This is a genomic window from Catenulispora sp. GP43, from assembly GCF_041260665.1.
Lineage (GTDB): Bacteria > Actinomycetota > Actinomycetes > Streptomycetales > Catenulisporaceae > Catenulispora.
This window is the reverse complement of sequence record NZ_JBGCCT010000023.1, coordinates 52,243-74,335: the sequence shown is the minus strand read 5'-3', so window position 1 is coordinate 74,335 and position 22,093 is coordinate 52,243. Positions and strand designations below refer to the sequence as shown.

General features: G+C 70.5%; 21 protein-coding genes. 13 read left to right on the top strand and 8 right to left on the bottom strand.

The window, feature by feature from the left end; all coding sequences use genetic code 11:
• The first annotated feature begins 103 nt into the window (after window positions 1–103).
• The 7 genes from ABH926_RS36415 (at window position 104) to ABH926_RS36385 (ending at window position 8,709) form a co-directional block, all read left to right on the top strand.
• Window positions 104–1,861: a ricin-type beta-trefoil lectin domain protein gene (locus tag ABH926_RS36415; RefSeq protein ID WP_370370502.1), complete on the top strand. Its 1,758-nt coding sequence runs from the start codon at window positions 104–106 to the stop codon at window positions 1,859–1,861.
• Between the two features lie 276 nt (window positions 1,862–2,137).
• Window positions 2,138–2,995: an NlpC/P60 family protein gene (locus ABH926_RS36410; RefSeq protein ID WP_370370501.1), complete on the top strand. Its 858-nt coding sequence runs from the start codon at window positions 2,138–2,140 to the stop codon at window positions 2,993–2,995.
• A 46-nt stretch (window positions 2,996–3,041) separates the two neighbouring features.
• Window positions 3,042–3,833: a peptidoglycan-binding protein gene (locus tag ABH926_RS36405; protein ID WP_370370500.1), complete on the top strand. Its 792-nt coding sequence runs from the start codon at window positions 3,042–3,044 to the stop codon at window positions 3,831–3,833.
• Between the two features lie 299 nt (window positions 3,834–4,132).
• Window positions 4,133–4,936 (top strand): hypothetical protein, encoded by an 804-nt coding sequence (locus ABH926_RS36400; RefSeq protein WP_370370499.1) that lies wholly within the window; start codon window positions 4,133–4,135, stop codon window positions 4,934–4,936.
• A 70-nt stretch (window positions 4,937–5,006) separates the two neighbouring features.
• The gene (locus tag ABH926_RS36395; protein ID WP_370370498.1) at window positions 5,007–5,753 is read left to right on the top strand and encodes a hypothetical protein; all 747 of its coding nucleotides are present in this window, start codon (window positions 5,007–5,009) and stop codon (window positions 5,751–5,753) included.
• A 182-nt stretch (window positions 5,754–5,935) separates the two neighbouring features.
• Window positions 5,936–6,235 carry a hypothetical protein gene (locus tag ABH926_RS36390; RefSeq protein ID WP_370370497.1) on the top strand — a complete coding sequence of 100 codons (300 nt, stop codon included), beginning with the start codon at window positions 5,936–5,938 and terminating at the stop codon, window positions 6,233–6,235.
• A 491-nt stretch (window positions 6,236–6,726) separates the two neighbouring features.
• A complete protein-coding gene (locus ABH926_RS36385) occupies window positions 6,727–8,709 on the top strand; it encodes a cell wall-binding repeat-containing protein (RefSeq protein ID WP_370370496.1) in 1,983 nt (660 codons plus the stop codon).
• A 99-nt stretch (window positions 8,710–8,808) separates the two neighbouring features.
• Here ABH926_RS36385 and ABH926_RS36380 read toward each other — a convergent pair whose 3' ends face one another.
• On the bottom strand, window positions 8,809–9,783 hold the full coding sequence (locus ABH926_RS36380; RefSeq protein ID WP_370370495.1) for a discoidin domain-containing protein: 975 nt from the start codon (window positions 9,781–9,783) through the stop codon (window positions 8,809–8,811).
• 66 nt (window positions 9,784–9,849) lie between these two features.
• On the opposite strand from ABH926_RS36380, the gene ABH926_RS36375 reads away from it, so the two are divergent.
• The 3 genes from ABH926_RS36375 (at window position 9,850) to ABH926_RS36365 (ending at window position 11,367) form a co-directional block, all read left to right on the top strand.
• Complete coding sequence (locus tag ABH926_RS36375; protein ID WP_370370494.1) at window positions 9,850–10,338, top strand: ROK family protein; 489 nt, start codon at window positions 9,850–9,852, stop codon at window positions 10,336–10,338.
• Window positions 10,339–10,423: 85 nt separating this feature from the next.
• Entirely contained in the window at window positions 10,424–10,618 is a 195-nt protein-coding gene (locus ABH926_RS36370) for a hypothetical protein (protein WP_370370493.1), read from the top strand.
• A gap of 26 nt (window positions 10,619–10,644) precedes the next feature.
• Window positions 10,645–11,367 carry a carbonic anhydrase gene (locus ABH926_RS36365; protein WP_370370610.1) on the top strand — a complete coding sequence of 241 codons (723 nt, stop codon included), beginning with the start codon at window positions 10,645–10,647 and terminating at the stop codon, window positions 11,365–11,367.
• Here the strand turns inward: ABH926_RS36365 and ABH926_RS36360 are convergent.
• Window positions 11,311–12,075 (bottom strand): hypothetical protein, encoded by a 765-nt coding sequence (locus tag ABH926_RS36360; RefSeq protein WP_370370492.1) that lies wholly within the window; start codon window positions 12,073–12,075, stop codon window positions 11,311–11,313. The two genes, ABH926_RS36365 and ABH926_RS36360, sit on opposite strands and share 57 nt — an antisense overlap.
• A 374-nt stretch (window positions 12,076–12,449) precedes the next feature.
• Here ABH926_RS36360 and ABH926_RS36355 point away from each other — a divergent pair, with 374 nt between their 5' ends.
• Both ABH926_RS36355 and ABH926_RS36350 read left to right on the top strand, forming a co-directional pair.
• Window positions 12,450–12,959 carry an Ig-like domain-containing protein gene (locus tag ABH926_RS36355; protein WP_370370491.1) on the top strand — a complete coding sequence of 170 codons (510 nt, stop codon included), beginning with the start codon at window positions 12,450–12,452 and terminating at the stop codon, window positions 12,957–12,959.
• Between the two features lie 81 nt (window positions 12,960–13,040).
• Window positions 13,041–13,277 carry a hypothetical protein gene (locus tag ABH926_RS36350; protein WP_370370490.1) on the top strand — a complete coding sequence of 79 codons (237 nt, stop codon included), beginning with the start codon at window positions 13,041–13,043 and terminating at the stop codon, window positions 13,275–13,277.
• Window positions 13,278–13,371: 94 nt separating this feature from the next.
• Here ABH926_RS36350 and ABH926_RS36345 read toward each other — a convergent pair whose 3' ends face one another.
• Window positions 13,372–15,090: a cell wall-binding repeat-containing protein gene (locus tag ABH926_RS36345; RefSeq protein WP_370370489.1), complete on the bottom strand. Its 1,719-nt coding sequence runs from the start codon at window positions 15,088–15,090 to the stop codon at window positions 13,372–13,374.
• A gap of 476 nt (window positions 15,091–15,566) precedes the next feature.
• Between ABH926_RS36345 and ABH926_RS36340 the strand changes: the two genes are divergently transcribed.
• Window positions 15,567–16,526, top strand: coding sequence for an aldo/keto reductase (locus ABH926_RS36340; RefSeq protein WP_370370488.1), 960 nt, complete (start codon window positions 15,567–15,569; stop codon window positions 16,524–16,526).
• Between the two features lie 67 nt (window positions 16,527–16,593).
• On the opposite strand, the gene ABH926_RS36335 is transcribed toward ABH926_RS36340, so the two are convergent.
• From ABH926_RS36335 to ABH926_RS36315, 5 genes are all read right to left on the bottom strand, one after another.
• The gene (locus ABH926_RS36335; RefSeq protein ID WP_370370487.1) at window positions 16,594–17,370 is read right to left on the bottom strand and encodes a PIG-L family deacetylase; all 777 of its coding nucleotides are present in this window, start codon (window positions 17,368–17,370) and stop codon (window positions 16,594–16,596) included.
• Window positions 17,367–18,356 carry a zinc-binding dehydrogenase gene (locus tag ABH926_RS36330; protein WP_370370486.1) on the bottom strand — a complete coding sequence of 330 codons (990 nt, stop codon included), beginning with the start codon at window positions 18,354–18,356 and terminating at the stop codon, window positions 17,367–17,369. The genes ABH926_RS36335 and ABH926_RS36330 overlap by 4 nt, the downstream gene beginning before the upstream one ends.
• Window positions 18,353–19,867 (bottom strand): MFS transporter, encoded by a 1,515-nt coding sequence (locus tag ABH926_RS36325; protein ID WP_370370485.1) that lies wholly within the window; start codon window positions 19,865–19,867, stop codon window positions 18,353–18,355. Before ABH926_RS36325 ends, ABH926_RS36330 begins: the two co-directional genes overlap by 4 nt.
• A 5-nt stretch (window positions 19,868–19,872) precedes the next feature.
• Window positions 19,873–21,111: a galactosyltransferase-related protein gene (locus tag ABH926_RS36320; RefSeq protein WP_370370609.1), complete on the bottom strand. Its 1,239-nt coding sequence runs from the start codon at window positions 21,109–21,111 to the stop codon at window positions 19,873–19,875.
• Window positions 21,112–21,224: 113 nt separating this feature from the next.
• Window positions 21,225–22,013 carry a phytanoyl-CoA dioxygenase family protein gene (locus ABH926_RS36315; protein ID WP_370370484.1) on the bottom strand — a complete coding sequence of 263 codons (789 nt, stop codon included), beginning with the start codon at window positions 22,011–22,013 and terminating at the stop codon, window positions 21,225–21,227.
• Window positions 22,014–22,093 lie beyond the last annotated feature (80 nt).

The following is a 22,093-nucleotide window of genomic DNA, read 5'->3' as shown; positions in this document are numbered from 1 at the left end:
CGGCGCCTCTTGACGCCCCTGCCGGTGCCGCTTACGCTCCCGAATCAAGTTAGGAAAGGTTACTAACGAAAAGCTGCCGCACCAGATGAAAGGGGAACCAGCAATGAAGATGTCCTCGCGACGCCTGATCACGGCGCTCGCGGCCCTGTGCCTGGGCATCGGCGCGGCCCTCGGCCTGGTCGCCGCCCCGGCCCAGGCGGCGGCGTCGGCCACCACCGAGCAGACCTTCCTCACGTTCTACGGCTGGTGGGACAACACCCCGCCCGGCGGCAACATCTCCTACCCGCAGATCCACCAGACCGCCGGCGGCACCGGCACCTACTCCGACCCGATCACCTTCGCCACCGACTCCGGCGAGCAGCCGCCCGGGACGATCGTCTACGTCCCGCGCGTCGGCAAGTACTTCATCATGGAGGACAGCTGCGAGGAGTGCAGCGCGGACTGGACCGGCCACGGCCCCAACGGCGGTCCCAACCTGCGGCACCTGGACCTGTGGCTCGGCGGCCAGGGCGGCAGCGCCTTCTCGGCCATCGAGTGCGAGGACGCGCTGACCAACTACAACACCGACGGCACGCCGTCGATGGAGCCGGTGATCGTCAACCCGCCGTCGAACGAGACGGTGACCTCCGAGCCGATCTTCAACACCAGCACCGGCGCGTGCTACGGCGGCGCGAAGCCGACGATCACCGTCGGGCAGTACAAGAACGTCTCGACCGGCAAGTGCATGGCCGACCCCAACGACAGCTCGAGCGCCGGAGCCCTGTTGGTGACGGCCGCCTGTGACAGCTCGGCGGCCGGCCAGCGCTTCACCTTCGACGGCACCTTCCTGCAGATCAACAATCTGTGCGCGGACTACTCGACGTCGCAGATCTCGATGCAGAAATGCACGGCGGGACCGAGCCAGCAGTGGTCGTACAACACCGACCTGACGTTCACCGACATCCAGTCCGGCAAGAAGTACATCAACGACTCGTCGGGCAAGGTGAAGGCGGGCAGCAGCTCCAGCACCACGAAGACCTGGACGTTCATCCCGGCCTCGACGACGGCGAACGACTTCTCGGTGGCGGCGAGCCCGGCGACGGCCTCCGTCACCGCCGGCGGCACCGCGACCGCCACCATCTCCACGGCGGTCACCGCGGGCAGCGCCGAGTCCGTCGCCCTGAGCGCCTCCGGCGGTCCGGCCGGCTCCACGGTCGCCTTCACGCCGGCGTCGGTCACCTCCGGCGGCACCTCTACGCTGAGTGTCGCGACGAACTCCACCACCGCCGCCGGGACCTACACCATCACCGTCACCGGCACCGCCGCGTCGGGCACCCACACCGCCACCTACACGCTGACGGTGAACCCGGCCTCCGGCGGTGGCGGCTGCACCGCGGCCCAACTCCTGGTCAATCCCGGCTTCGAGAGCGGCGCGAGCACCGGCTGGACCGGCACCTCCACCCTGGGCTTCAACCCGATCACCAACAGCACGAGCGGCGAACCCCCGCACGGCGGTTCCTGGGAGGCCTGGCTCAACGGCAACGGCAGCGCCGACACGGACACCGTCTCGCAGTCGGTGACCATCCCCGCCGGCTGCACCGCCACCCTGTCGTACTGGCTGCACGTCGACACGACGGAGAGCACGACGACCGCCACGCCGGACACGTTCACCGTCCAGCTGATCGGCTCCTCCGGCAGCGTGCTGACGACGCTGGCCACCTTCAGCAACCTGGACAAGGTCAGCGGCTACACCCAGCACACCAGCGACGTCTCGGCCTACGCCGGCCAGACCGTGACCCTGCGCTTCACCGGCAAGGAGACGGACACGAAGGGGGGAACCACGAGCTTCGTGCTAGACGACACGGCGCTGAACACCAAGTAGCCCTCTGACGTCAAAACAGTCCTCTGGCATCAACGAGAGCTCGAGATCGCTTAGGGCCCCGGATCGGCTTACCGATCCGGGGCTCTCCGGTGCGCGGTGCGCAGTACGCGACGTGCGGTGTGCGGTGTGCCGCGCACTGTTGTGCGAGGTCGGAACAAGGGAACGTTCCGAGTCGCCGTTCGGCCAGGCCGAAGCGTTGTGCCGGGATCTGGCTCCCCGTGAGGATGTGGCCCGCCGGTTCGCCGGAACCATCGTCCCCACACGAAGGGCCATGCTGTGAATCTGCGTCACCGGATAACCCGCATCGAGATCGCCGCCGTGTCGGCCGTGGCGGTCGCGGGGGTCGCCCTCGCCGCCGGCACCGCGAACGCCGCGAGCGTGCCCGCCCCCATCAAGCTCACGTCGTCGGCCTGCCCGGCCGACATCTCCTATGGCCAGCACTCCGGCTGCGTCACCGAGCTCCAGCAGCTGTTGAACAAGCACGGCGCCGGCCTGGCCGTCGACGGTGACTTCGGTCCGGCCACGCTGGCCGCGGTGAAGAACTACCAGTCGAGTCACGGTCTGTCGGTGGACGGCATCGTCGGTCCCCAGACCAAGGCCTCCCTCGACGGCGGCGGCAGCACTCCGCCCCCGCCGACCGGTGGCGGCCAGGCGAAGATCGTCTCCTTCGCGCAGGCCATCGAGGCCGGCAAGGCCGAGAAGGGCTGGGCCGGCGGCCGCGTGCCCTACGGCTGGGCCGGAGGCCACACCTCGACCCCGGGCCCGAGCCCGGCGGACTGCGGCGCCGCCGGCGGCGACCCGGCCTGCTGGACCGCGACCGCCAACCACACCCTCGGCCACAACGGCCAGATCTCGGTGGACTGCTCGGGCTTCGTGCGCTGGGTGTACTCCCTGGCCTACGGCCGCGACGTCCTCGGCTCCGACGCCACCTACGGCCAGATCCGCGAGACCCACGCCGTGTCCAGCCCCGTGCCCGGCGACCTGGTCTTCTTCGGCAGCGGCGCGAGCAACCCGGACCACGTCGGCATCTACATCGGCGGCGGCAAGATGATCGACGCCCTGGAGACCGGCCGCTACATCGAGACCGACCCGGTCTCCGCCGGCGGCCACCTCATCGGTTACTACCGCTTCTGATGTGGGCCCATCAGCTCCCTGTCTTCCACTAACGAAAGGTCCTGACATGCACCCGGGCAACCGCATACCCCGCATCAGACTCGCCGTCGCCGCCACGGTCGCGGCGGTCGTGGGAGTCGGCCTCGCCGCCGGCACCGCGAACGCCGCGAACGCCGCGAATGCCGCGAGCGCTCCGGCGCCCATCAGCCTCACATCCTCGGCCTGCCCGGCCGACATCTCCTACGGTCAGCACTCGGGCTGCGTCACCGAACTGCAGGAACTGCTGAACAAGCACGGCGCACACCTCGCCGTGGACGGCGACTTCGGTCCTGCCACGCTGGCGGCGGTCAAGAGCTACCAGTCGAGTCACGGCCTGGCGGTGGACGGCATCGTCGGCCCCGCGACCAAGGCGTCCCTGGACGGCGGCAGCACTCCGCCCCCGCCGACTCACGGCCGCTCGACCAACTACGACTTCGCGCGCCTGGTCCTGGCCGACGGCGGCTGGCCGCAGAGCACGAACAACATCACCACGATGGTGCAGTGGATGGCCAGCGAAGAGCCGCCGTCGCACTGGTGGGACCGCGACAACCCGCTGAACAACGGCCTGGGCTCCGGCGGAGGTGCTGGCCTCGGCGCGTATCCGAACCTGGTCGTGGCCGCGCACTATGTGGCCGCGAACCTGAACGGCGGCCCCGGCGACTACGGCCACATCACCGCCGACCTGCGGGCGTCCGCCTCGCCGGCGGTGACCGAGAAGGCGATCTGGAGCTCGCCGTGGGCCGCCTCCCACTACGGCTGGGGCTCCGGGTTCTACCGCGGCCACGTGCCGACCGTCGCGGCTCCGTCGCAGGACTGGTAGCCGCCGGCGCGCGCGGCTGGTTGACACATCTGTGCCATCCAAAGAGTTCGTAAACTGTTCCGCCAACATGGCGCTACGCAAACGTCCGGAGCCTTAGTGTGACTGGCGGCCGGGGGGCCGACGCGCACTGTTGATACGGGACGGGTGACATGGCCGCGCGCGCTTTGAAAGATCTCGATGATGCTGTGCCCCCCCTGACCCGGGCGTTGACATTGATGATCAGGGCGGCGCACCAGAGTGCTGGCTCGCCGTCCTTCACCCTTCTGGACAGTCGGAATGCGCGCGCGGGTCGGGGGACATTGGCGAAGGCGACGCTGTCTCGCATTCTCACGCCCGATCCCGCCGCGAAGGATCAGAGCCTGCCGGCGTGGTCGTACTACGAGGGTCTGCTGTACGCCTTGGACGTCGATCCGGCTCCGGTTCAGCCGCAATGGCAGGCCGCGCAGGAGGAATGGCAGGCCAGGGCGCGGGGCGAGTTGTCGGCCGTGCTTCAACCGGTCTCGGTCGGGTCCGCGGTGGTGGCGTCGGTCGTGGAGGTGGACCTGGACCTGGACCCCCGGGCGGATTCCGGCTTCGCGTCGCAGGCCGCGGTACGGCCCATGCCGGCGCGGCGGCACCGCTCGCTGCCGGTGCTGGCGTCGATCGTGGGCTCCGGGGCCGTGGTCGTGGCCGTCAGCGCCTTCGCCCTGATCGGCGGGTCATCGCCTTCCCGGCCGCCGGCCGCGGCCGCAACCGCTCCGCACACGACCCGTCAGCCGACCGCCGTGCTGGTGACGGCCTCGCCGCCGAGGACCGTCCTGGGCAAGATCGTGCGCACCTGGAATCAGGATGCGAACAACGGGCGCGGCGGCTCGATCGGCGTCCTGGTGTTCCCGACGCCCTTCGCCCTCAATGGATCCAACGGACCGCGGCACGACGGCGACATCGTCGAGGTCGTGTGCCACGCCGCGCACGGCAGGATGATCCACGAGCGGCTGGACACCAAGCGCGAGAACTCCACCGGGTGGTTCCAGATCTACTACGAGGACCGGCTGTGGTGGGTCCCCGATCACTACGTCAGCGTTCCCGCGGGCGTGCCATCTTGTTCGGAAGCAGGCCTCTGACATGGTCCTTAGGGAAGACCCGACAGATCGTTAGGACCGGTCCTCTCAGGGTTCTCATACGCTCACCGCCATGAGCAATTCCACACTGCGCACCCGTCCGAAGCACGCCAGCGAGGGCCCCAAGCGCCTCCGGCGCGCCCTGCCCCTCGTCACGTCCGCAGCGCTCAGCGCCTCACTGATCGCGGCCGCCGCCGGCACCGCGAACGCCGCCGTCCAGCCCGCGCAGCCCGCGCAGTCCGCGCCGGGCGCACTCGCCGCCGGCCAGAACGCCGCAGCCGTCGCGTCCCTGGTGGCCGCGACGCACTACATCCACCTCAGCGACGGACACTTCACCCTCGACACCCAGGACGCCCGCAAGGCCGGCGTCGACCCCCAGTCCCTGAACACCGCCGACGCCTTCGTGGCCAGCCTGAACAAACTCCCCGGCCACGCGGCGGCCCCCGCCGCCGGCGCCCACGGCACCACCGTCGGCTTCGCCGCGGCCGTCCCGGCCGCCGCCCAGAACACGACCATCACGGTCCTGCCCGGGATCACCCTCACCATCGGCACCACCGGCGTCCAGCTGAACATGACCAAGCAGGCCGTCATCGAAGTCGAGAGCGTGGTCGGCTTCGGCCAGAACGTGGCCACCCTCGTCGGCGCCATCCTCACCGCCGCCCAGGTCCCCCTCGGCGGCCCGATAGCCGGCATCGTCGCCGGCGCCCTCGGCCTCGGCAACGGGCTGCTGAAGGTCTGCACGGCCGGCGACGGCAGCGCCACCTTCACCGTCCCGTGGTTCGGCATCCCCTCTTGCAGCGGGCTGAGCAGCATCTTCTAGCAGCGAGTCGACCGTGCGGGGCGGTGGGTCGAGCGCGGCTCGCCGCCCCGTTTCGCCGTCTCCACACGGTGATTGCGTGGCGGGCTACGTGTTTTCGCCGATGTGGGCAGGTGGAGAGGACGCGAAACTCGGGGCGGTTATGCAGCCGCATATGAACACGCGTCGATCTTCACGGAGTCAAGATGGCACAACGGACCACCATCCGAGTCAACGGACGGCACAGCCCGATGGCGTGGCTGCTCTACCTGACCAAGCTCACCATCGAAGTCGATGGCACGCCGCAGCGGGGTTCTTGGGGCGACCGCACCATCTCGGTCGCGCCCGGGCGGCATGAGGTGAAGGTCTACTTCAAGTACATCGCCAAGGCGCGCTGCTGCGAGGCGGGCCTGACTGTGGACACCACCGACGGCCAGACCGTCTCGATGGAGTACTGGACCCCGATGATGATGACCGCGCCCGGCCGCCTCACCGTCCTCGGCTAGCGGCTAGCGCACAACCGTGGCCAGCACCTCGGTCTACACCCGCGCGCCGGCCTCCGAACGGCGTGCCGCGCACCGCCGCGCCGCGATGTCGCTGGAGAACGCCGAGGAATCAGGGACCTGACTTCTCCGGCCCTGGCAAACGCAACCCCGCGGCTGAGTATGCGTCGTGTGAACAGACCGAGGCGATTGGACAGATGGGTGAATTAACATCATGCGGAATGGCATGATCGGCACCCGAAGTGCCGAAAAGTCCCTTCCTGTTTATAGAGCGTTTTATATCAAAGCTTTGTTATAGAGGGCTCCGGGACGCCGAGGTCAACGCCATGTGGCCGGAGGTTCTCGGGCTATTACGGGCGGCTTGTGTCATGCGGTATATCCGGGTGCGCACCTCTCCCGCCGAGGTTGTATTCTGCGGCTCTCTGGTGTCGAACGCAGTGTCGGCATCCATTTCCGGGGAGGGTCTTTTGTCCAGCAAGTTCAATCGGAAGCCAGTGGCTGTCGCCGCTCTCGTCGCTTCCTCCATCGGCACCGTCCTGGCCGCGGGGGGCGCGGCGCACGCCACCACCTACGGTGGCGCCGGGACGAACCCGGTGACGATCACCGCCGGCGGGGCGATCCACGTCGTCGGCGGCGGAACGGTCGCGCTGCCGGCCGGCGCGCACGACGTCTCGTGGGCGGGCCAGGGCGGCCGCTTCGCGTACATCGGTGCCGACAACGGCATCTACACCGCCGACTTCAACGGCGCCAACGTCATCAAGATCGCTCAGGGCACCGCGCCGTCGCACACCGTGTGGGACGTCAGCAGCGAGGCCGTGTACTGGACCGAGGGCACCGGTGCGGGCGCCAAGGTCGTCGGCGCGCTCGCCAACGGCAACTCGCTGGGCTCCGAGCGTCCGACCTGGAACCTGGTCTCGTCGGCGCCGGCGGGTCTGGGCCTGAGCAACGCCGACGTGGCCGGCGACCAGGCCGGCAGCACCGTGGTGCAGACCACCGACGGCAGCGGCAACACCGGCATCGGTCTGGCGACCTACAACTCCGCCGGCCAGCAGAGCTTCGCCGCGGTCGTGGCCCCGGACGTCGCCACCAAGGGCGGCTCGCAGCCCACGATCTCGGCCGACGGCAAGACCATCGTCTTCGTCCGCACCGACGCCAACGGCGACGCGCAGCTGTTCGCGACGTCCCTGCAGAACAACGCCTGGTCCGCGCCGAAGCAGATCACCTGGAACACCGGCGCGCACGCCACGCCGATCTTCGAGGCCGCCACGCAGACCGACGCCCAGGCCATCTCGGACCAGACCGTCGCCTTCGAGTACACGGCCCGCACCGGCGCCGCGACCACCGGCACCTACGCGGTGAACGTGACGCAGGCCCTGGCCGCCGCGACCCCGTCGCCGCAGCTGGAGACCAGCGTGGGGCAGGCCGGCGGCCTGGCCGTGCGCACCGACAACCCGGGCCACGTCTTCCGGTTCGCCGGCTCGGACCGCATCGACACCGCCGTCCTGACCTCGCACGAGACCTGGCGGACGGTCGGCGCGGGCGCGAGCGACACCCGCCGGCAGGCCGGGGCGGTCGTGCTGAGCCGCTCCGACGACTTCGCCGACGCCCTCGGCGGCTCGTCGCTGGCCGCGCACAAGGGCGGCCCGCTGCTGCTCACCCCCACCGCGACGCTGAACACCGAGACGCTGAACGAGATCAAGCGGGTCCTGCCGGCCCACGGCACGGTCTACGTCCTCGGCGGCAACGCGGCGATCTCGCCGGCGGTCCAGGCCACGCTGACCAAGCTGGGCTACAACGTCAGCCGCATCGCCGGCCAGGACCGGTTCGAGACCGCGGTCAAGATCGCGAACGCGGTCGACCCCAACGCCTCGGACGTTCTGGTCGCCACCGGCATCAAGTTCCCGGACGCGCTGTCCGCGGGCGCGGCGGCCGGTTCCTACAGCGGCATGACCGTGGTCCTGACCAACGGCAACGCCATGCCGGCCTCGACGGAGGCCTACCTGGAGGCCAAGGCCACCAGCGGCCAGCTCCACTACCTGGCCGCCGTCGGCGGGGCGGCGAACAACGCCCTCAAGGCCGCCAAGTGGTCCGGCTACGACGCCACCATGGTCGGCAGCGACCGGTACGCGACCTCGTACCTGGTCGCCCACCGGATCTTCGGCGCCTTCGGCGCGGTCGGTGTCGCCACCGGCGCCGACTGGCCGGACTCGCTGTCCGGCGGCGCGCTGATGGGCGACCGCCAGGGCCCGCTGCTGCTGGTGAACCCGGCGGTCGGCCTGAGCCCGGCCGACAACGCCCTGATCGACGCCAACCGCGGCGCCGCGAACTGGGCCTTCGTGTTCGGCGGGACCAAGGCCCTGCCGCTGCGCGTCGACCAGCAGCTGGCGGCGGACGTCGCCACCGCCTCGGGGACCGGGGAGAGCGCCGGCCACCCGGCGGCTTCGCACCTGTCGACGCCGCACGTCGCGCGGGGCTGAGCTCCAAAGGATTGAGCTGAACGAAGTACAAAGCACAAAGCACAAAGCAGAGCCCGGCTTGCTCCTTCGGGAGCGAGCCGGGCTTCGGCTTTTCAGGAGTCAGGAGTTCAGCGCCACCTTGTTCAGCGCCACCGCGCCCCACGACAGATTCGCCGCCCGGATCACGATCCGGAACTGGGTCGCGGTCACCGCGGCCGGCAGAGTCAGGGTCCTGTTCTCGACCGTTCCGTTGTTGCTGTTCCAGGTGATCGCCGTGGGAGCCAGCACCTGCTGCCAGACGCCGCCGGGGTTCGCCTCGACGCTCACCGACGTCGGCCCCTGGCCCTGGCCGTACCAGGCGGAGAGGGTCACCGAGGAGACGGTCTGCGTCGCGCCCGGATCGATCTGCACCGCGTTGGGCAGTGTCGGCGAGCTCTGCGACGCCCACGTCTGCTGCATCGTGCCGCCGACCAGCCACGCCGAGGACAGCCCGCTCCGGACCCCGAGGCCGGACGAGGCCGAGGCGCCGAAGGTCGGGAGGACCTCGTTCAGGGCGACGTCGCCCCACGCCTGGTTCGCCGCCTTCACGACGAGCTGCACCCCGGTCGTGGTCACCGCCGACGGCAGCGCGATCCGCAGGTACTCCGGGGACGCGGTGTTCTGCTTCCAGGCCGGCGTCGCGCCCGACACCTGGGTCACCCACGCGGAACCGTTCCACGTCTGCACGTCGACCGCGGTCGGGCCCTGGCCCTGGCCGAAGGCCGCGACGAGGGTGACGGCGTCGATCGTCCGCGCCTCGCCGTAGGTCAGCGTCACGGTGCCGGGGAACGACGGTGAGGCCGTCGAGGCCCAGGACGTGCCCGGGTCACCGTCGGCGACGTTCGCGATCGTCCCCTGGCCGGTGGCGAACGACGTCGACGCGGTGACCGGGACCGCATGCTGCGACGCCCCGAGGTCCACGGCCCCCGCCGGGATCGCGGTCCCGAACAGGTCCGTCTTCGGTGCGGTCGGGGCGGAGACGCCGGCGTTGCGCGCCGGGGACGAGCTCTGCGTCGCATAGCCGGCCAGGATCTGCCGCAGCTGCGCGGTGGTCACGACACCGGTCGGCGGGACCGCAGCGCCGGGGTTCGCGAGCTTTGCGCGGCCCGCGGCATCGGCGACGTGGTCTACGTCCTGGCCGGCCTGCGCATGGGCGCCGGCGTCCTGTCCGGCGGAACAGTCCACCGCGGCCACTCCGGCGCGGCCGGCGAGATCGGCGCCCTGGGCGTCCTGGGCTGGCAGGACGCCCCGGCGCGCCTGGTCGGCACCGCGACGGCGGCCGGCATGGAGACCACCGTCGCCGAGGTCTACGCGGCAGCGCGCGCCGGCGAACCCTGGGCCCACGAACGGGTGGCCGCCTTCGTCGACGGCATCGCGCTGGGCACCGCCGCGATGGCCCTGGCCGTCGATCCCGAACTGATCGTCGTCGGCGGCGGGACATCCCGCTCCGCGGACCTCATCGTCGGCCCCCTGGAGGAACGACTGGCGACCCTCTGCGTCCGGCCCCCCCGCGTGGCCGCCTCGACGCTGGGCGATGAGTCGGTCGCGCTCGGGGCGGTGCGGACCGCGCTGGACTCCGTCGAGGCCCGGCTGGGCGGGGCGATCGCCTGAAGCGCCGCGGCCTTCACCGCCGCGGCCGTCGGCACGGCGCAGGCGGTCGGCCGCCGGCAGCAGGACGATCGCCACCCCCGCCGACATGGCGAACAGCCGGATCAACGCCCTGTCCGCCGACGGCGCCCGCGACGTGTGGCTGGTCGGCGACAACGACCCGGCGGCCGACAGCCCGATCCTCACCGAGATCCCCGCCGGTCACATCAATGGCTCGGTTGGGCGAGGTGCGTGGCGTGTCACGGCCTCGTCGGCGCCTCTTCGGCCGAAGCTGATCACGTGAACGAACTCCAGACCACTCCTGAGCCGCTGCACCGGCGGACATTGCTGCGCAGTCTCGGCCTGCTGGCCGTCGGCGCGGCGTGGGGACCGGCCGTACCGGCGGCGGCCGCCACTGCCGCCGACGGCGTGGCACCGAGCCGACTCGCTCCGCGCGAACCCATCACGGCTCGCAAAGCGCTGAGGCGGCTCGCCGAAGGCAACTGCCGTTTCGTCAGGGGCGAGATGATCCACCCGCGCCAGGACGTCGAGCGGCGGCTCGAGGTGGCCACGGGGCAGCAACCGTTCGCCCAGGTCTTCTCGTGCATCGATTCCCGTTTGCCGCCGGAGATCGTGTTCGACCAGGGACTCGGCGACCTGTTCGTCATCCGCACCGGTGCCCAGACTCTCGACGAGCTCGTCCAGGGCAGCGTCGAGTTCGGTCCGCTGGAATACGGCACCCCGCTGACCGTCGTGATGGGCCACCAGGGCTGCGGCGCCGTCGAAGCCGCGGTGGAGTCGCTGGAACACGGCACAGACCTGGGCCCGTACCTGAACCGGATCGTCGCCGCGCTCAAACCCGCCTACGACGCCGCGAAGGCGTCAGGTGTGCCGGAGCACGAACTGGTCGAGGCGACGACCCGCGAGCAGACTGTCCTCACCGTCCGGGCGCTGGAGGCGGACCCGCGGCTGCAGCCGCTGATCAGCGCGGGCCGGCTACTGATTCAAGGCGCCTACTACTCCCTCGATACCGGAAAGGTCGCCTGGCAGTAGCGAGCACCGGCGGGGAAGCGTGACCGTCCCCGGCTTGTGCTCGAACGTGTTCATCACGAGCCACTCGTCCAGTTCGGGGTCGTAGAGATTCTGCACTCCGAACTGCAGCACCCGCCAGAACGTACCCGGATCGCTCTGATCGACGTAGAAATCGCCCAGTGCAAGGGGAAACCGCAAAAAGTTCCCAGGCGGAAGGGTCGGCACCACGACGCCCACCCGCCAGTGGTTCACGTACCGGTCCGGGCTTCCCTGTAGGACTTCCCGCCCGACGAACCGTGCACCCTGGAAGAACCGGTTCAATTGGTCGACGGTGAACCCGGGGATCCGTGAGCACGGATGCTGGGTCAGTCCGGGCCACTTGTAGGTCAGCGTGTAGATCGACCCGCGGTAGATCAGGTTGGTGAACCAGATCGGATACTGCGGGCCTCCCGCGACCATCTGGCTGTCACCATCTCGCCCCTCCCAGGTGAACGGGACCGTGATACCCAGGTCTCGAACGACCCACGTGCCCTTTCCGCGGAAGTCCCGGGGAAGCTGAGGGGGCTGCGGCGCGGGCGAGTCAGACTGTTCGGTCCCAACGACGCCGACCGATCGCGTGACCCCGGCCCGGCTTGTCGCGTAGGCCGACGGCAGCGTCGTCATGACCCCGGCGACCGCTGCGGCGACAGCCGCCGACAATGCGGCCCGACGTGTGAGTCTCCAGCCCATGCTCTCCCTCGACTATCAGACGGGGCGCCGTGGTGGCGCAGGTTCCGAACTCGCCAGACGTCACGCGGGCTCGGTTTTGGAAGGCCGAATCGGGCCAGCCCACAGATTCCCTAACAGGAGACAGGACATGTGGTGCTTCGCCGTGCCGCACACGCCGACGGACCCTCCGATTTCCCCCATACGGCTCTCCTAAGGCCGATCGAGTGATTTCTGCGGCGGGCCCGAGCGCGGTGTGCACCACCGGCCTACCGGGATCGACAACGTTGAGTCGTCCATCGAAGCGCGCTGGTTACGCGGAGATCCCCTGAGCCCGAGGAGCTTGTACGGTGCAGAGTTGGCAAAGGCGCAGTGTATGGAGGACCCTGGCCCTCACCGTGTCGGCCTTGGTGGCCTTCGCCTCACCGGCTGTCGCCCAGGTGACGTCGTCGACCTCGGTCGTAGCCGTGCCCTCGTCGGCGGCCACGGGCCAGGCGGTGGACCTGAACGCGACGGTGACCTGCGCCGGCGATCCCAGCGGCGGCCTGGGCATGACCTTCTTCGACGGCGGGACCCTGCTGACCACCGTTCCCGTGGCGGCCGACGGCACCGCGACCTACGCGACCAGCTTCACCACGACCGGCACCCACACGATCACGGCCGCGTACAACGGCAACGACAACTGCGACGCGTCGAACAGCACGACGACGGTCGACGTCACGTCCACGCCGGCGCCCACACCCACGCCGCCCGGCCTGTGCCTCCTGGTGTGCGGCAGTCTGGTCAGCGTCAATGTCGAGGACAATTACACCTACAATATCCACAACACCTATAACATCTACGACATCCACAACACCTACAATGTCCGCAATGGCGGCGGCGAAAGCGGCGGTCCCCACAAGCACTGAGGGCTCGCCTGTCCGCCATCTGGTAGTCGGCGTAGGCAGTCCTGTCATGCGGAGCCGTGCCAGCTCGGCGACACTTGGCTTATGGCGTCTGATCAGCGGGAAAGCAACCAGCCGAATGCCGTTCTGCGGGGCGGCCCGCTCGACGGCGAGATTCTCACCGTGAAGGCGTTGCGGGACGGGATCGAGCGCGAGGTCGACGGTTGGATCTACACCTACGTGCCGACCGGCGACCCCGACGAGGAGTACCCGGCGTGCATCGTCTTCATCTATGTCGGCGAGCGGCCGGCCGTCTGGCTTGCCGGTGGTCTTGTGGGGTGAGCGAGGGCCCATCTGGTTGCCCCCGGTCGCTACCAGCCGGCCATGCCGCGGGTGGGTGGCCCCGTAAGGCACCGCCCACCCGCTTGCGCGCTGATTACTTGATGACGAAGCCTCCGACGCCCCCGATGTCGGTCCCGACCTCGGTCTCGATCGAGGGCACAGCCGCCGGCCCACCGTAGATCTGGACCGAGCTGATCGCGGTCGCGGACTGGGTCAGCCACAGTTGCTCGTCCGCGGAAAGGCCGGTCGTCGGGGAGACCAGGATCAGCGGACCTCCGACCGTGCCCTGCAGCGCACCGCCGGCCAGCGAGTCCGGCCAGTTCATGCTCGTCGCGAATCCGACCGAGCCGGGCGCGTCGAACAGGTTCCGGGCCACCAGCAAAGAGGTGGCGACGCGGTCGGCGCCCTTGAGCGGTATCTGCGGCCGGCCACCCAGCGCGGCCACCGCCTGGCCGCCCACGCCGTAGACGGTCGCGCCGGCGATGCTGTTCAAATAGGCAGCCGTCTCCGGGGGCATCTTCTTGTCGTTCGTCAGCACCACGACGGCGTTGGCGTTCGCACCCGCCGCCGCACCCGCGGCGAGGGCGTCCGGGTAGTCGATGCCGGTGGCGACGAGGACTTTGCTCGGCTTGGTGCCGCTGTCCTGCTGCGCGATCTTGACCGCGGTGTCGAACCGGTTGGCGCCACCGATGCGGTCGACGTGGTAGTTCGCGGCTACGAGCGCCTTCTGCACGTCGGGCGAGAGCGCGCTGTCACCGCCGAGCAGGTACACGGTCGGCCCGTTCGCACCGCCACCGGGACCGAGGACGCGCCGCAGCTCAGCCATCGTGGCCTGATCCAGGTGCTTGGGATCGGTGAGCAGCAGGGGCCCCTGCTGATGCGCGGCGAATCCGGCACCGCCGAGAGCGTCGGCGAACAGGTCGGAGCGGCTCAGCGTGACGGACTTGGCGGTACGGCGGCCGGTGCCCGCACCGCCGAAGTTCTCCCACGCCGACTGCGAGGCGGCGACGGCGGTCCCCACCCGATCGCCGCCCGCGAGTCGTTCCACCGGCTTGTGGGTGAGGGGGCGCCAGAAGAACGACTTGAAGCCGAGTGTCGGGACCTCGACCCTCTGCGAGGACGGGTCCGTGACCGGGAACGACTTCACGGAGAGCGCCGATGATGTGGTGGCCGCTGCTGTGAACGCGATACGGGTCCCGTCAGGAGCCCACGTCGGATTGGTGGCCGACACCGCGGGGTCGGACGTCACCTGTCGCGGGTTGCTGGCGGAGGCAGGGCTCTTCAGGTCGTAGAGCCAGACCTGTGACGCCACATTCTGGCCCGGGTTGTACGGCACGTAGGCGAGGTAGCGCCCATCCGGGGAGAGCGCCGGCTGCGTAGCGTGGTCGACCTGCGCAAGAGGTTGCAGAGCGGAGGCCGCGGGCTTCGTGGTGTCGTAGACAGTGACGCTGGTGCCGGTCGCGGTGTTCTGTGTGAACGCCAGCACGGTGCCCGCGGCGTTCGAGGTGACCGCAGTGATGCCGGTCTGTCCCGGCAGCATCGGCGTGGGAGCGTAGCTGTTGTCCGCGTTCCGAGGCTGGGAGCCGTCGACGCGTACCGAGATCAGGCTGCCGTTCTGGATCAGCACGACCTCCGTACCGTGGTTGAACCACGTGAGGCCGCTGATATTGGCCAGCGGGCTACCGGGCTTCGCGAAGTCGGTCACGGAGCCCGCGGACACGACTTTGCTGTCGTCCGCGCTCCGGATCCGGAGCACGCCGGCGCTGAAAGCCTCCAGACACGCGATCCGGCTGCCGTCCGGCGACCAAGCCATAGCGTAAGTGGCGGCGTTGCAAATGACCGGGTTGCCGCCACCGACCGGGGTGAGGCCGGTCCCGGACGGGCTCAGAGTGTAGAACGGGCCATTCGAAACAGCAGGCTGACCTACACCTGGCAGCGGCGCGACCGCCGACACCGCGGCGGCGGAATGGGAATCGGCCTGAGCAGCCGACGACATGCCAAGCACGGCGGACAACGATCCGGCGGCGACGGCTATCGTCGTCAAAGACTTGCGGAACTCGGGCACTCGAATCTCCTGTTGCGATGACGAGAGGAACGCGTATTCGTCGCTGACCCTGAGCTGAGCCAATGGACGGGAACGTTACAGCTTCGCTGAAGGCGATCCCCACTCGCATCGGGTAATCAGCGCATCTGCACTACGCGGAGCACGCGGCGGCCGGCCGAGGGGGCCTTGCCCGTCACCAGCGGCGGGCATATCTTCCGATGGTGGAAAGCAGAATATTGAGAAGGATGAACCGCGAGGCCGGCGTCATCGGCCTCGGAGCGTGGCAGCTGGGATCGGACTGGGGCCACATCGACGACGCACAGGCCGAGGCGACGCTGCACGCGGCTCTGGACGCCGGGGTCACCTTCATCGACACGGCCGACATGTACGGCGACGGCCGCAGCGAGCAGCTGATCGGGAAGGTGCTCGGCGCGCGCCGGGACGAGGGGATCACCGTCGCCACGAAGATGGGCCGGCGGATACCCCCGCACCCCGACAACTTCACGCTGGAGAACTTCCGCAAGTGGACCGACCGGTCCCGGTCGTACCTCGGTGTCGACGTTCTCGACCTCGTGCAGTTGCACACTCCGCCCGAGGCGGTCTTCCACTCCGACGCCGTGTTCGACGCCCTGGACGCGCTGGTGGCCGAAGGCGGCGTCGCCGCGTACGGGGCCAGTGTGGAGACCTGCGACCAGGCGCTGGCCGCCGTCGCGCGGCCGGGGGTGGCGGCGATCCAGATCATCGTCAACGCGCTGCGGCTCAAGCCGCTGGAGAAGGCGCTGCCCGCGGCCCGGCAGGCCGGCGTCGGGGTGATCGTGCGGCTGCCGCTGGCCAGTGGACTTCTCTCGGGCAAGTACGACGCCTCGACCGAGTTCGATCCCTCGGACCATCGTGCCTACAACCGGCACGGCGAGGCGTTCGACATCGGCGAGACCTTCTCAGGGGTCGACTTCGAGGCCGGGCTCGAAGCGGTGCGCCGGTTCGCGCCGCTGCTGCCGGCCTCCGCGACCATGGCGCAGTTCGCGCTGCGCTGGCTGCTGGACCAGCCGGAGGTCACGGTGGTCATCCCCGGGGCCCGGAACCCGGAGCAGGCCGCGGCGAACGCGGCCGCGGCCGACCTCGAACCGCTGTCCGCGCACGCGCACGCGGTCGTGCGGGAGGTCTACGACGAGCTGATCAGGCCTCAGATTCACGATCGCTGGTAGTCCTACGGCTGCGCACCTCCACCGTTGCGCACCTGCACCGGATTGCGTCGGCCGCCGAACGAAGAGCTCAGCGCGGCTCCGGCACCGCCATCCGCCACGAGAGTTCGTAGTCGAGCTTCGTCGGATCCGCCGCGAGGGCGGGTCCGCCGAGGCCCAACGCCGGCGCCTGGGTCTGGTAGGCCTCGATGATCTGCCGCTTGAGGACGCGCTGCGCCGGGCTGAGGCGGAGCGCGCGCGGTTCGAGCGCCGCCGGATCGAGTCCTGTCGACTGGAGCTGGTCGGTGAGCCAGAAGTCCGCGTCGATCAGGCGGTCGCCGGTGCCCCTCACGGACGCCGGCCAGCCGTACAGGATGACGTAGGGGAAGTCCGCGTACAGGACCACCTCTGTGTGGCCGGCCAGCGCCGCCGCCTCCAGGCCGGCGTCGCGGGCGATGATGTGGTCGGGATGGGCGCCGATGCCGGCCGGCAGCCACACCTCGTCGGCGTCGGCGTAGCACGAAGCCAGAGCCTTGACGATGGCCTCGCGGTCCGGATCGCCGTCCCGGTGCAGTTGTTCGGGCTGGTCGAGGTAGGTGTTGCGGGCGCCGAGCAAGCGCATCGCCTCCGCGTCCTCGGCACGGCGCGCCAGCTGCCGCGCGCGGGAGTCGGCCGACTCGCCGGTCAGCCGGTCCCACCAGGTGGGCGGCCAGTCCGGCGGCGGGACCGCGGTGAACACGGTGACGACCAGCGCGCCGCCCTTGGCGATCTCGGCGCAGGCGGAGAGCGCCGCGTCGTCGAGGTGCGGGGAGGTGAGGACGGCGGGCACTCGGGTGAGCCGGCCGCCGTCGCGGTCCATCCCGGTCATGGGACGATCGCCAGCTTCAACGTCCTGGGCGGAGGTCCGGCCTGTGCACGCGGCGATTCCGCGGGGTCGAGCACGCTGCTCGCGGACAGCCGCTCGATGGCCTCGGGCAGTCGCTCCAGCGGATACGCCTGGCTGAGCAGCGGCGCGAGTTCGATGCCCGGAGCCAGACGCTCGGCCACCTTCATCGCCGCCGCCCGATCGGGGTCCGTCGGCTCGGCGGAGGTGTGGATGCGCAGCCCCTTCTTCTCCCAGGCGACCAGGTCGAACGTGACGTGGGTGTCGACGTGGTGGGTGCCCAGCAGGACGACCAGTCCGTTGTGCCGCACGAGCCCCACGCACGCGTTCGCGGTGTACGGGGTCCCGACCGCGTCGATGGCCACGTCGAACTCGCCGCCGAGCGCGCTCCAGTCCTCGCGCGCCGCGTCGTCGGTCTGCACCGTCCGATGCGCACCGAGCGCCCGGGAGCGTTCCAGGCGCCACGGGTCGAGGTCGGCCACCACGATGTCGCTGGCCCCGCGCCTGGCCAGCACCTGGAGCGTCATCAGGCCGACCGGGCCCTGGCCGATGACGGCGACGCGGTCGCCGAGCCGCACGCCGCGCGTGGCGTGGACGGCCAGCGGCAGCAGTTGCAGGATCGCGCCCTGCTCGAACGGGATCTGGTCGGGCAGGTGTCCGACGCTGATCTCACGGACCAGCGCGAAGTCCGCGTAGCCGCCGCTCAGCGGCGCGCGGGCGAAGACCCTCGCGCCGGGTTCGGTCCTGGTCACTCCGGCGCCGACGGCTTCGACCGTGCCGGAGACTTCGTGCCCGAAGAAGCCCTGGGCACAGTGGTCCCGCTCTCCGAGGTAGTGGTAGTACACCAGGTCGCTGCGGTTGCAGATGGTGCAGGCGCCGACCCGGATCAGGACCTCGCCGGGACCCGGCTGCGGCACCGGGACGTCCCGCAGTGCGAGGTCGCGGCGGCCGACGAGTTCGTAGCGCCTCATGAGACAGGTTCCTTTACCGGTGCCAGGGGTGCGGTCGTCGTCACGGAGTCGGACCCGTCCGCCGTCGCGGTCGGCAGCGCGCCTTCGGTCCAGTGCGCCAGAGCGAAGACCGCGCCGAGGATGAGCAGGATGGTCGACAGGGCCCAGGTGAGGCCGGTGAGCTGAGCGATCCAGCCGAGGGCGGCCGGCCCCAGCAGGTAGCCCGCGTAACTCAGGGTCGTGAATCGCGCCACCGCCTCGGTGGTGGCCGACGCTCCGTGTTCGGTCTCGCTGCGGTGGCCGACAGCGCCGAACACGATCGGCACGAGCACCGACAGGCCGAGGCTGTAGAACGAGATGCCGACGAGCGCGAGCGGGGCCCAGGGCGCCAGAAGCTGGAGACACAGTCCGGCGGCGGCCGTCGCGGCGCCCCGGCGCACCAGCGCCACCGAGCCCCAGCGCAGGTGCAGCCGGTCCCCCATCAGCCGGCCGCCGAACTGCACCGCGGTGAAGACGAGGTACGCGCTGGCGGCCAGGGCGGGAGCCGCGTGCCGCTGATCGCGCAGGAAGACCGAGCCCCAGCTCTCAGTGGCGCCTTCGGCGAGCAGGCAGCCGGCGCCGAGCAGACCGAGGACGATGACGAAGCGGCCCCAGCCCACGAGCGGCAGGGCGCGGCGCCTCGGTCGTCCCGCCTCTGCCGAGTCGGCGGTCGCCGGGTCCTGCCGGTCCACAGCCGCGGGGAGCAGACCGGTCGACGCCCAGGCCGCGACCGCCGTCGCGACGAGCGCCGCCCCGCAGAGGAAGCCGAGCCGGGAGACGTGGTCCCAGACGGCGATGCCGCCGCCGACGGCTCCGGCGATCGTTCCGAGGCTGAACGCCGCGTGCGTACTGTGCAGCACCGGGCGTCCCAGCGCCCGCTCCACGGCGACGGCGTGCGCGTTCATCGACACGTCAAGAACGCCGTCGACGAGTCCGAGCACGAACAGGGTGACCGCGAGCGTCGCCAGTCCGTTGGACGTGCCGATCAGCGCCATGGCCGTCGGCAGCACGAGGGCCGACACCCGGATCAGCCCGGCGCTGCCGTGCCGGCGCGCCAGCCGTCCGGCGGCCTGCATCGAGATGAGCGCGCCCGCAGCCGGGCACAGCAGAGCCGCGCCGAGCCCGGCGTCGCTGAGCCGGAGCCCGGTCTTGAACTGCGGGATCTGTGTGAACCAGGACGCGAGCAGCAAGCCGACGGAGAAGAAGACGCCGAGCACCGCCAGGCGTGCGCGGCCGACGCGGCCGGTGAGGTCGGTGAGGTCGGTGAGGCCGGTCGGCTCCGGCCCTTCCGCCGGCCCGCCTCGAGCCGTCGGGCCTGCCGAGCCCGTCGGGCCTGCCTGGATCGCCGAGCCCGCCGAGCCCGCCGAGCCCGCCGAGCCCGCCGAGCCCGCCGAGCCTGCCGAGCCTGCCGAGCCTGCCTGGATCGCCGAGCCTGCCGAGCCTGCCTGGTTCGCTGCCGACTCCGCCTCCGAGAACTGCCCTGGCGCACCCACCCCCGTCACTCCGGCGACTCGACCCCGGCGGCGAACCGCCTCGGATCGCCGTAGCCATCGGCACCGGTCCAGGCATCGTCGCCCCGGTGGGTCTCGAGCAGGTGCCCGTTGAGGGCTTGTCCGTCCTCTTTGGTCATCGGCGGCCGCGGGTGGTTCAGGTGGAGCAGCGGATCGTCGTAGATGGTGAACGCCGCCCGCTGCGACAACCGGGCGATCACGTCGTCGTCCTCTCCGCCCCAGCCTTCGTACCGTTCGTCGAAGCCGCCGATGCGGTGCAGCGCCTCGGTGGTGGCCCACAGGGAACCACCCGGCGTGTCGCGCAGCAGCAGACCTCGCAGCGCGCTCATCTCGGCGGTCGCGGCGCCCTCGGCCAGGCGCGTGTGGATGGCGAGGTCCGTGGAGGGCGCGTCCATGGAGAACATGCGGCGGTAGGTCAGGTGCGCCTCGTGCCCGTCGCTCGCGAGGCGCTCGACGTTCGTGGCGACGTAGTCCCGCGCGATGAGGATGTCCGCGTCGAGGACGCAGGTGATCGGCGCAGTGCCGTTCACGCCGGGCAGCCCGCCGTGGCGCAGGCCGACGTTCACCGCCCACGACTTGTTGAACAGCCCGGCCTTGGGGGCGAAGACGTAGTCGTCGACCAACGGCGGCAACAGGTCCCGGGCGTGCGGCGAGCGGTCGGTCTCGACGACGACGATCCGGATCGCGCCGGCCGAGTCGTCCTGGTCGTACAGCGTGCGCAGGCAGGCCAGCAGGTTGCGGGTCCGGGGGCCGAGCCCGGCATCGCGGAACGGGATGATCACCTGCGTCCTCGGCGAGGCGCTCTCAGACCGCGACGGCCAAGGAAGGGTGTTGAGCGTCGACGTGTCGTAGCTCGGCACCGCGCCGGATCCTCGGTGCTCCTCGCCGAGCCAGTAGTCGATCCAGATCTGCGCGTCGGCGTCCGCGACCAGCTCGAGGGCCTGCGCTTCGAGATCGGGGGCGGCCTCGAGCAGGGCCAGCAGCTCGGCGGCCAGGGCGCGGTGCGCCGGCACGTCGTCCGGGTCCTGCTCCGCTGCGTGCAGCGCGGCCCGGAGCACGTCCCGCGTCGAAGCCAGGTCTCTGATCCACGCGTGGACCCGCTGGTACGCCGTGTGGCTCAGCTCGAAGTAGTCGGCGGCGCTCAACGCCACGTCCGGCGAGGTGTCGAGGTAGACATGGGCGGCGAGCCGCCGGGCGAGCCCGGGTCGGCCGCCGGGTGCTTCCACGAAGGGCAAGGGGTGTCTCCAAGGAACGTTACGTCGTCAGGTGCGCCGCGATGGGCTGCGCACGTGGGCGGTGTGGTGGTGTGCCGGGCCCGGCGAAGGCCAGACCCGAAGGTCTATGCCCCGTCGTCCGCGGCCCACGGCACGGCCCAGCGCGGGTCCACCGGCTCTTCCGCGCGCTGGAACCGCAGGTCCGTGGACAGCCGCGCGATGTCTGTGGTGTTGTCCAGCGACGCGTGGATGAGGTCAGGGCAGTGCAGCGCGACGTCGCCGACCCGGAAGTCCGTCCACAGCCAGCGCCCGCCGACCGTGCGCGCGGTCCAGGCCAGGTCGTGGCTGATCGGGCGCGGGTCGTACGGCCGGTCGGTGACGCTCCGTTCGAGGTCCCCGGCCTCGGCCGGCAGGCGTTGCGAATCGGACAGGTAGATCACCCCGCCGCGGTCGATCGGGCAGTCGCCCAGCGTGATCCACGCGGTCACCATATCCCCGCCGCTCGGGTAGGCCCGGTCCACGTGGGCCCGCGACGCCTGCTTGCTCTCCCGGTCGAAGTGCCGCAGCACTTTGCGCGGCAGCAACGCCACCGGACCGTCGAGCAGCACCTCGGCGAGCTCGGCGAGGCGCGGTGCCTCGGCGAACCGGGCGTACTCGGCGCTGCGGACGAAGGTGTGGGCCGGGTGTCCGGCCACGCCGTGCGGCATGGCGGGCGCGGTCTGTCCCGAGTAGACGCCGGCGGCGGGCGCCGTCCCCGGCCTGAGATAGCCCTCGGGGAACAGCGAGAAGTAGGCGCCGCGGATCCGCATCACCTCGACCGGGTCGAGGATGCCGCGCAACAACACATACCCGTCCTGCTGGTAGCGGTCACGCAGCTCCCGCGGACGGCCGAGCAGCTCGGTACTGTCCCGCATGGGCGCGAAGTACCGGCTGTCGAACTCGACGGGGACCCCGTTTGAGCTGTACAGCGCAATCACATCCCTTCCAAAAACCG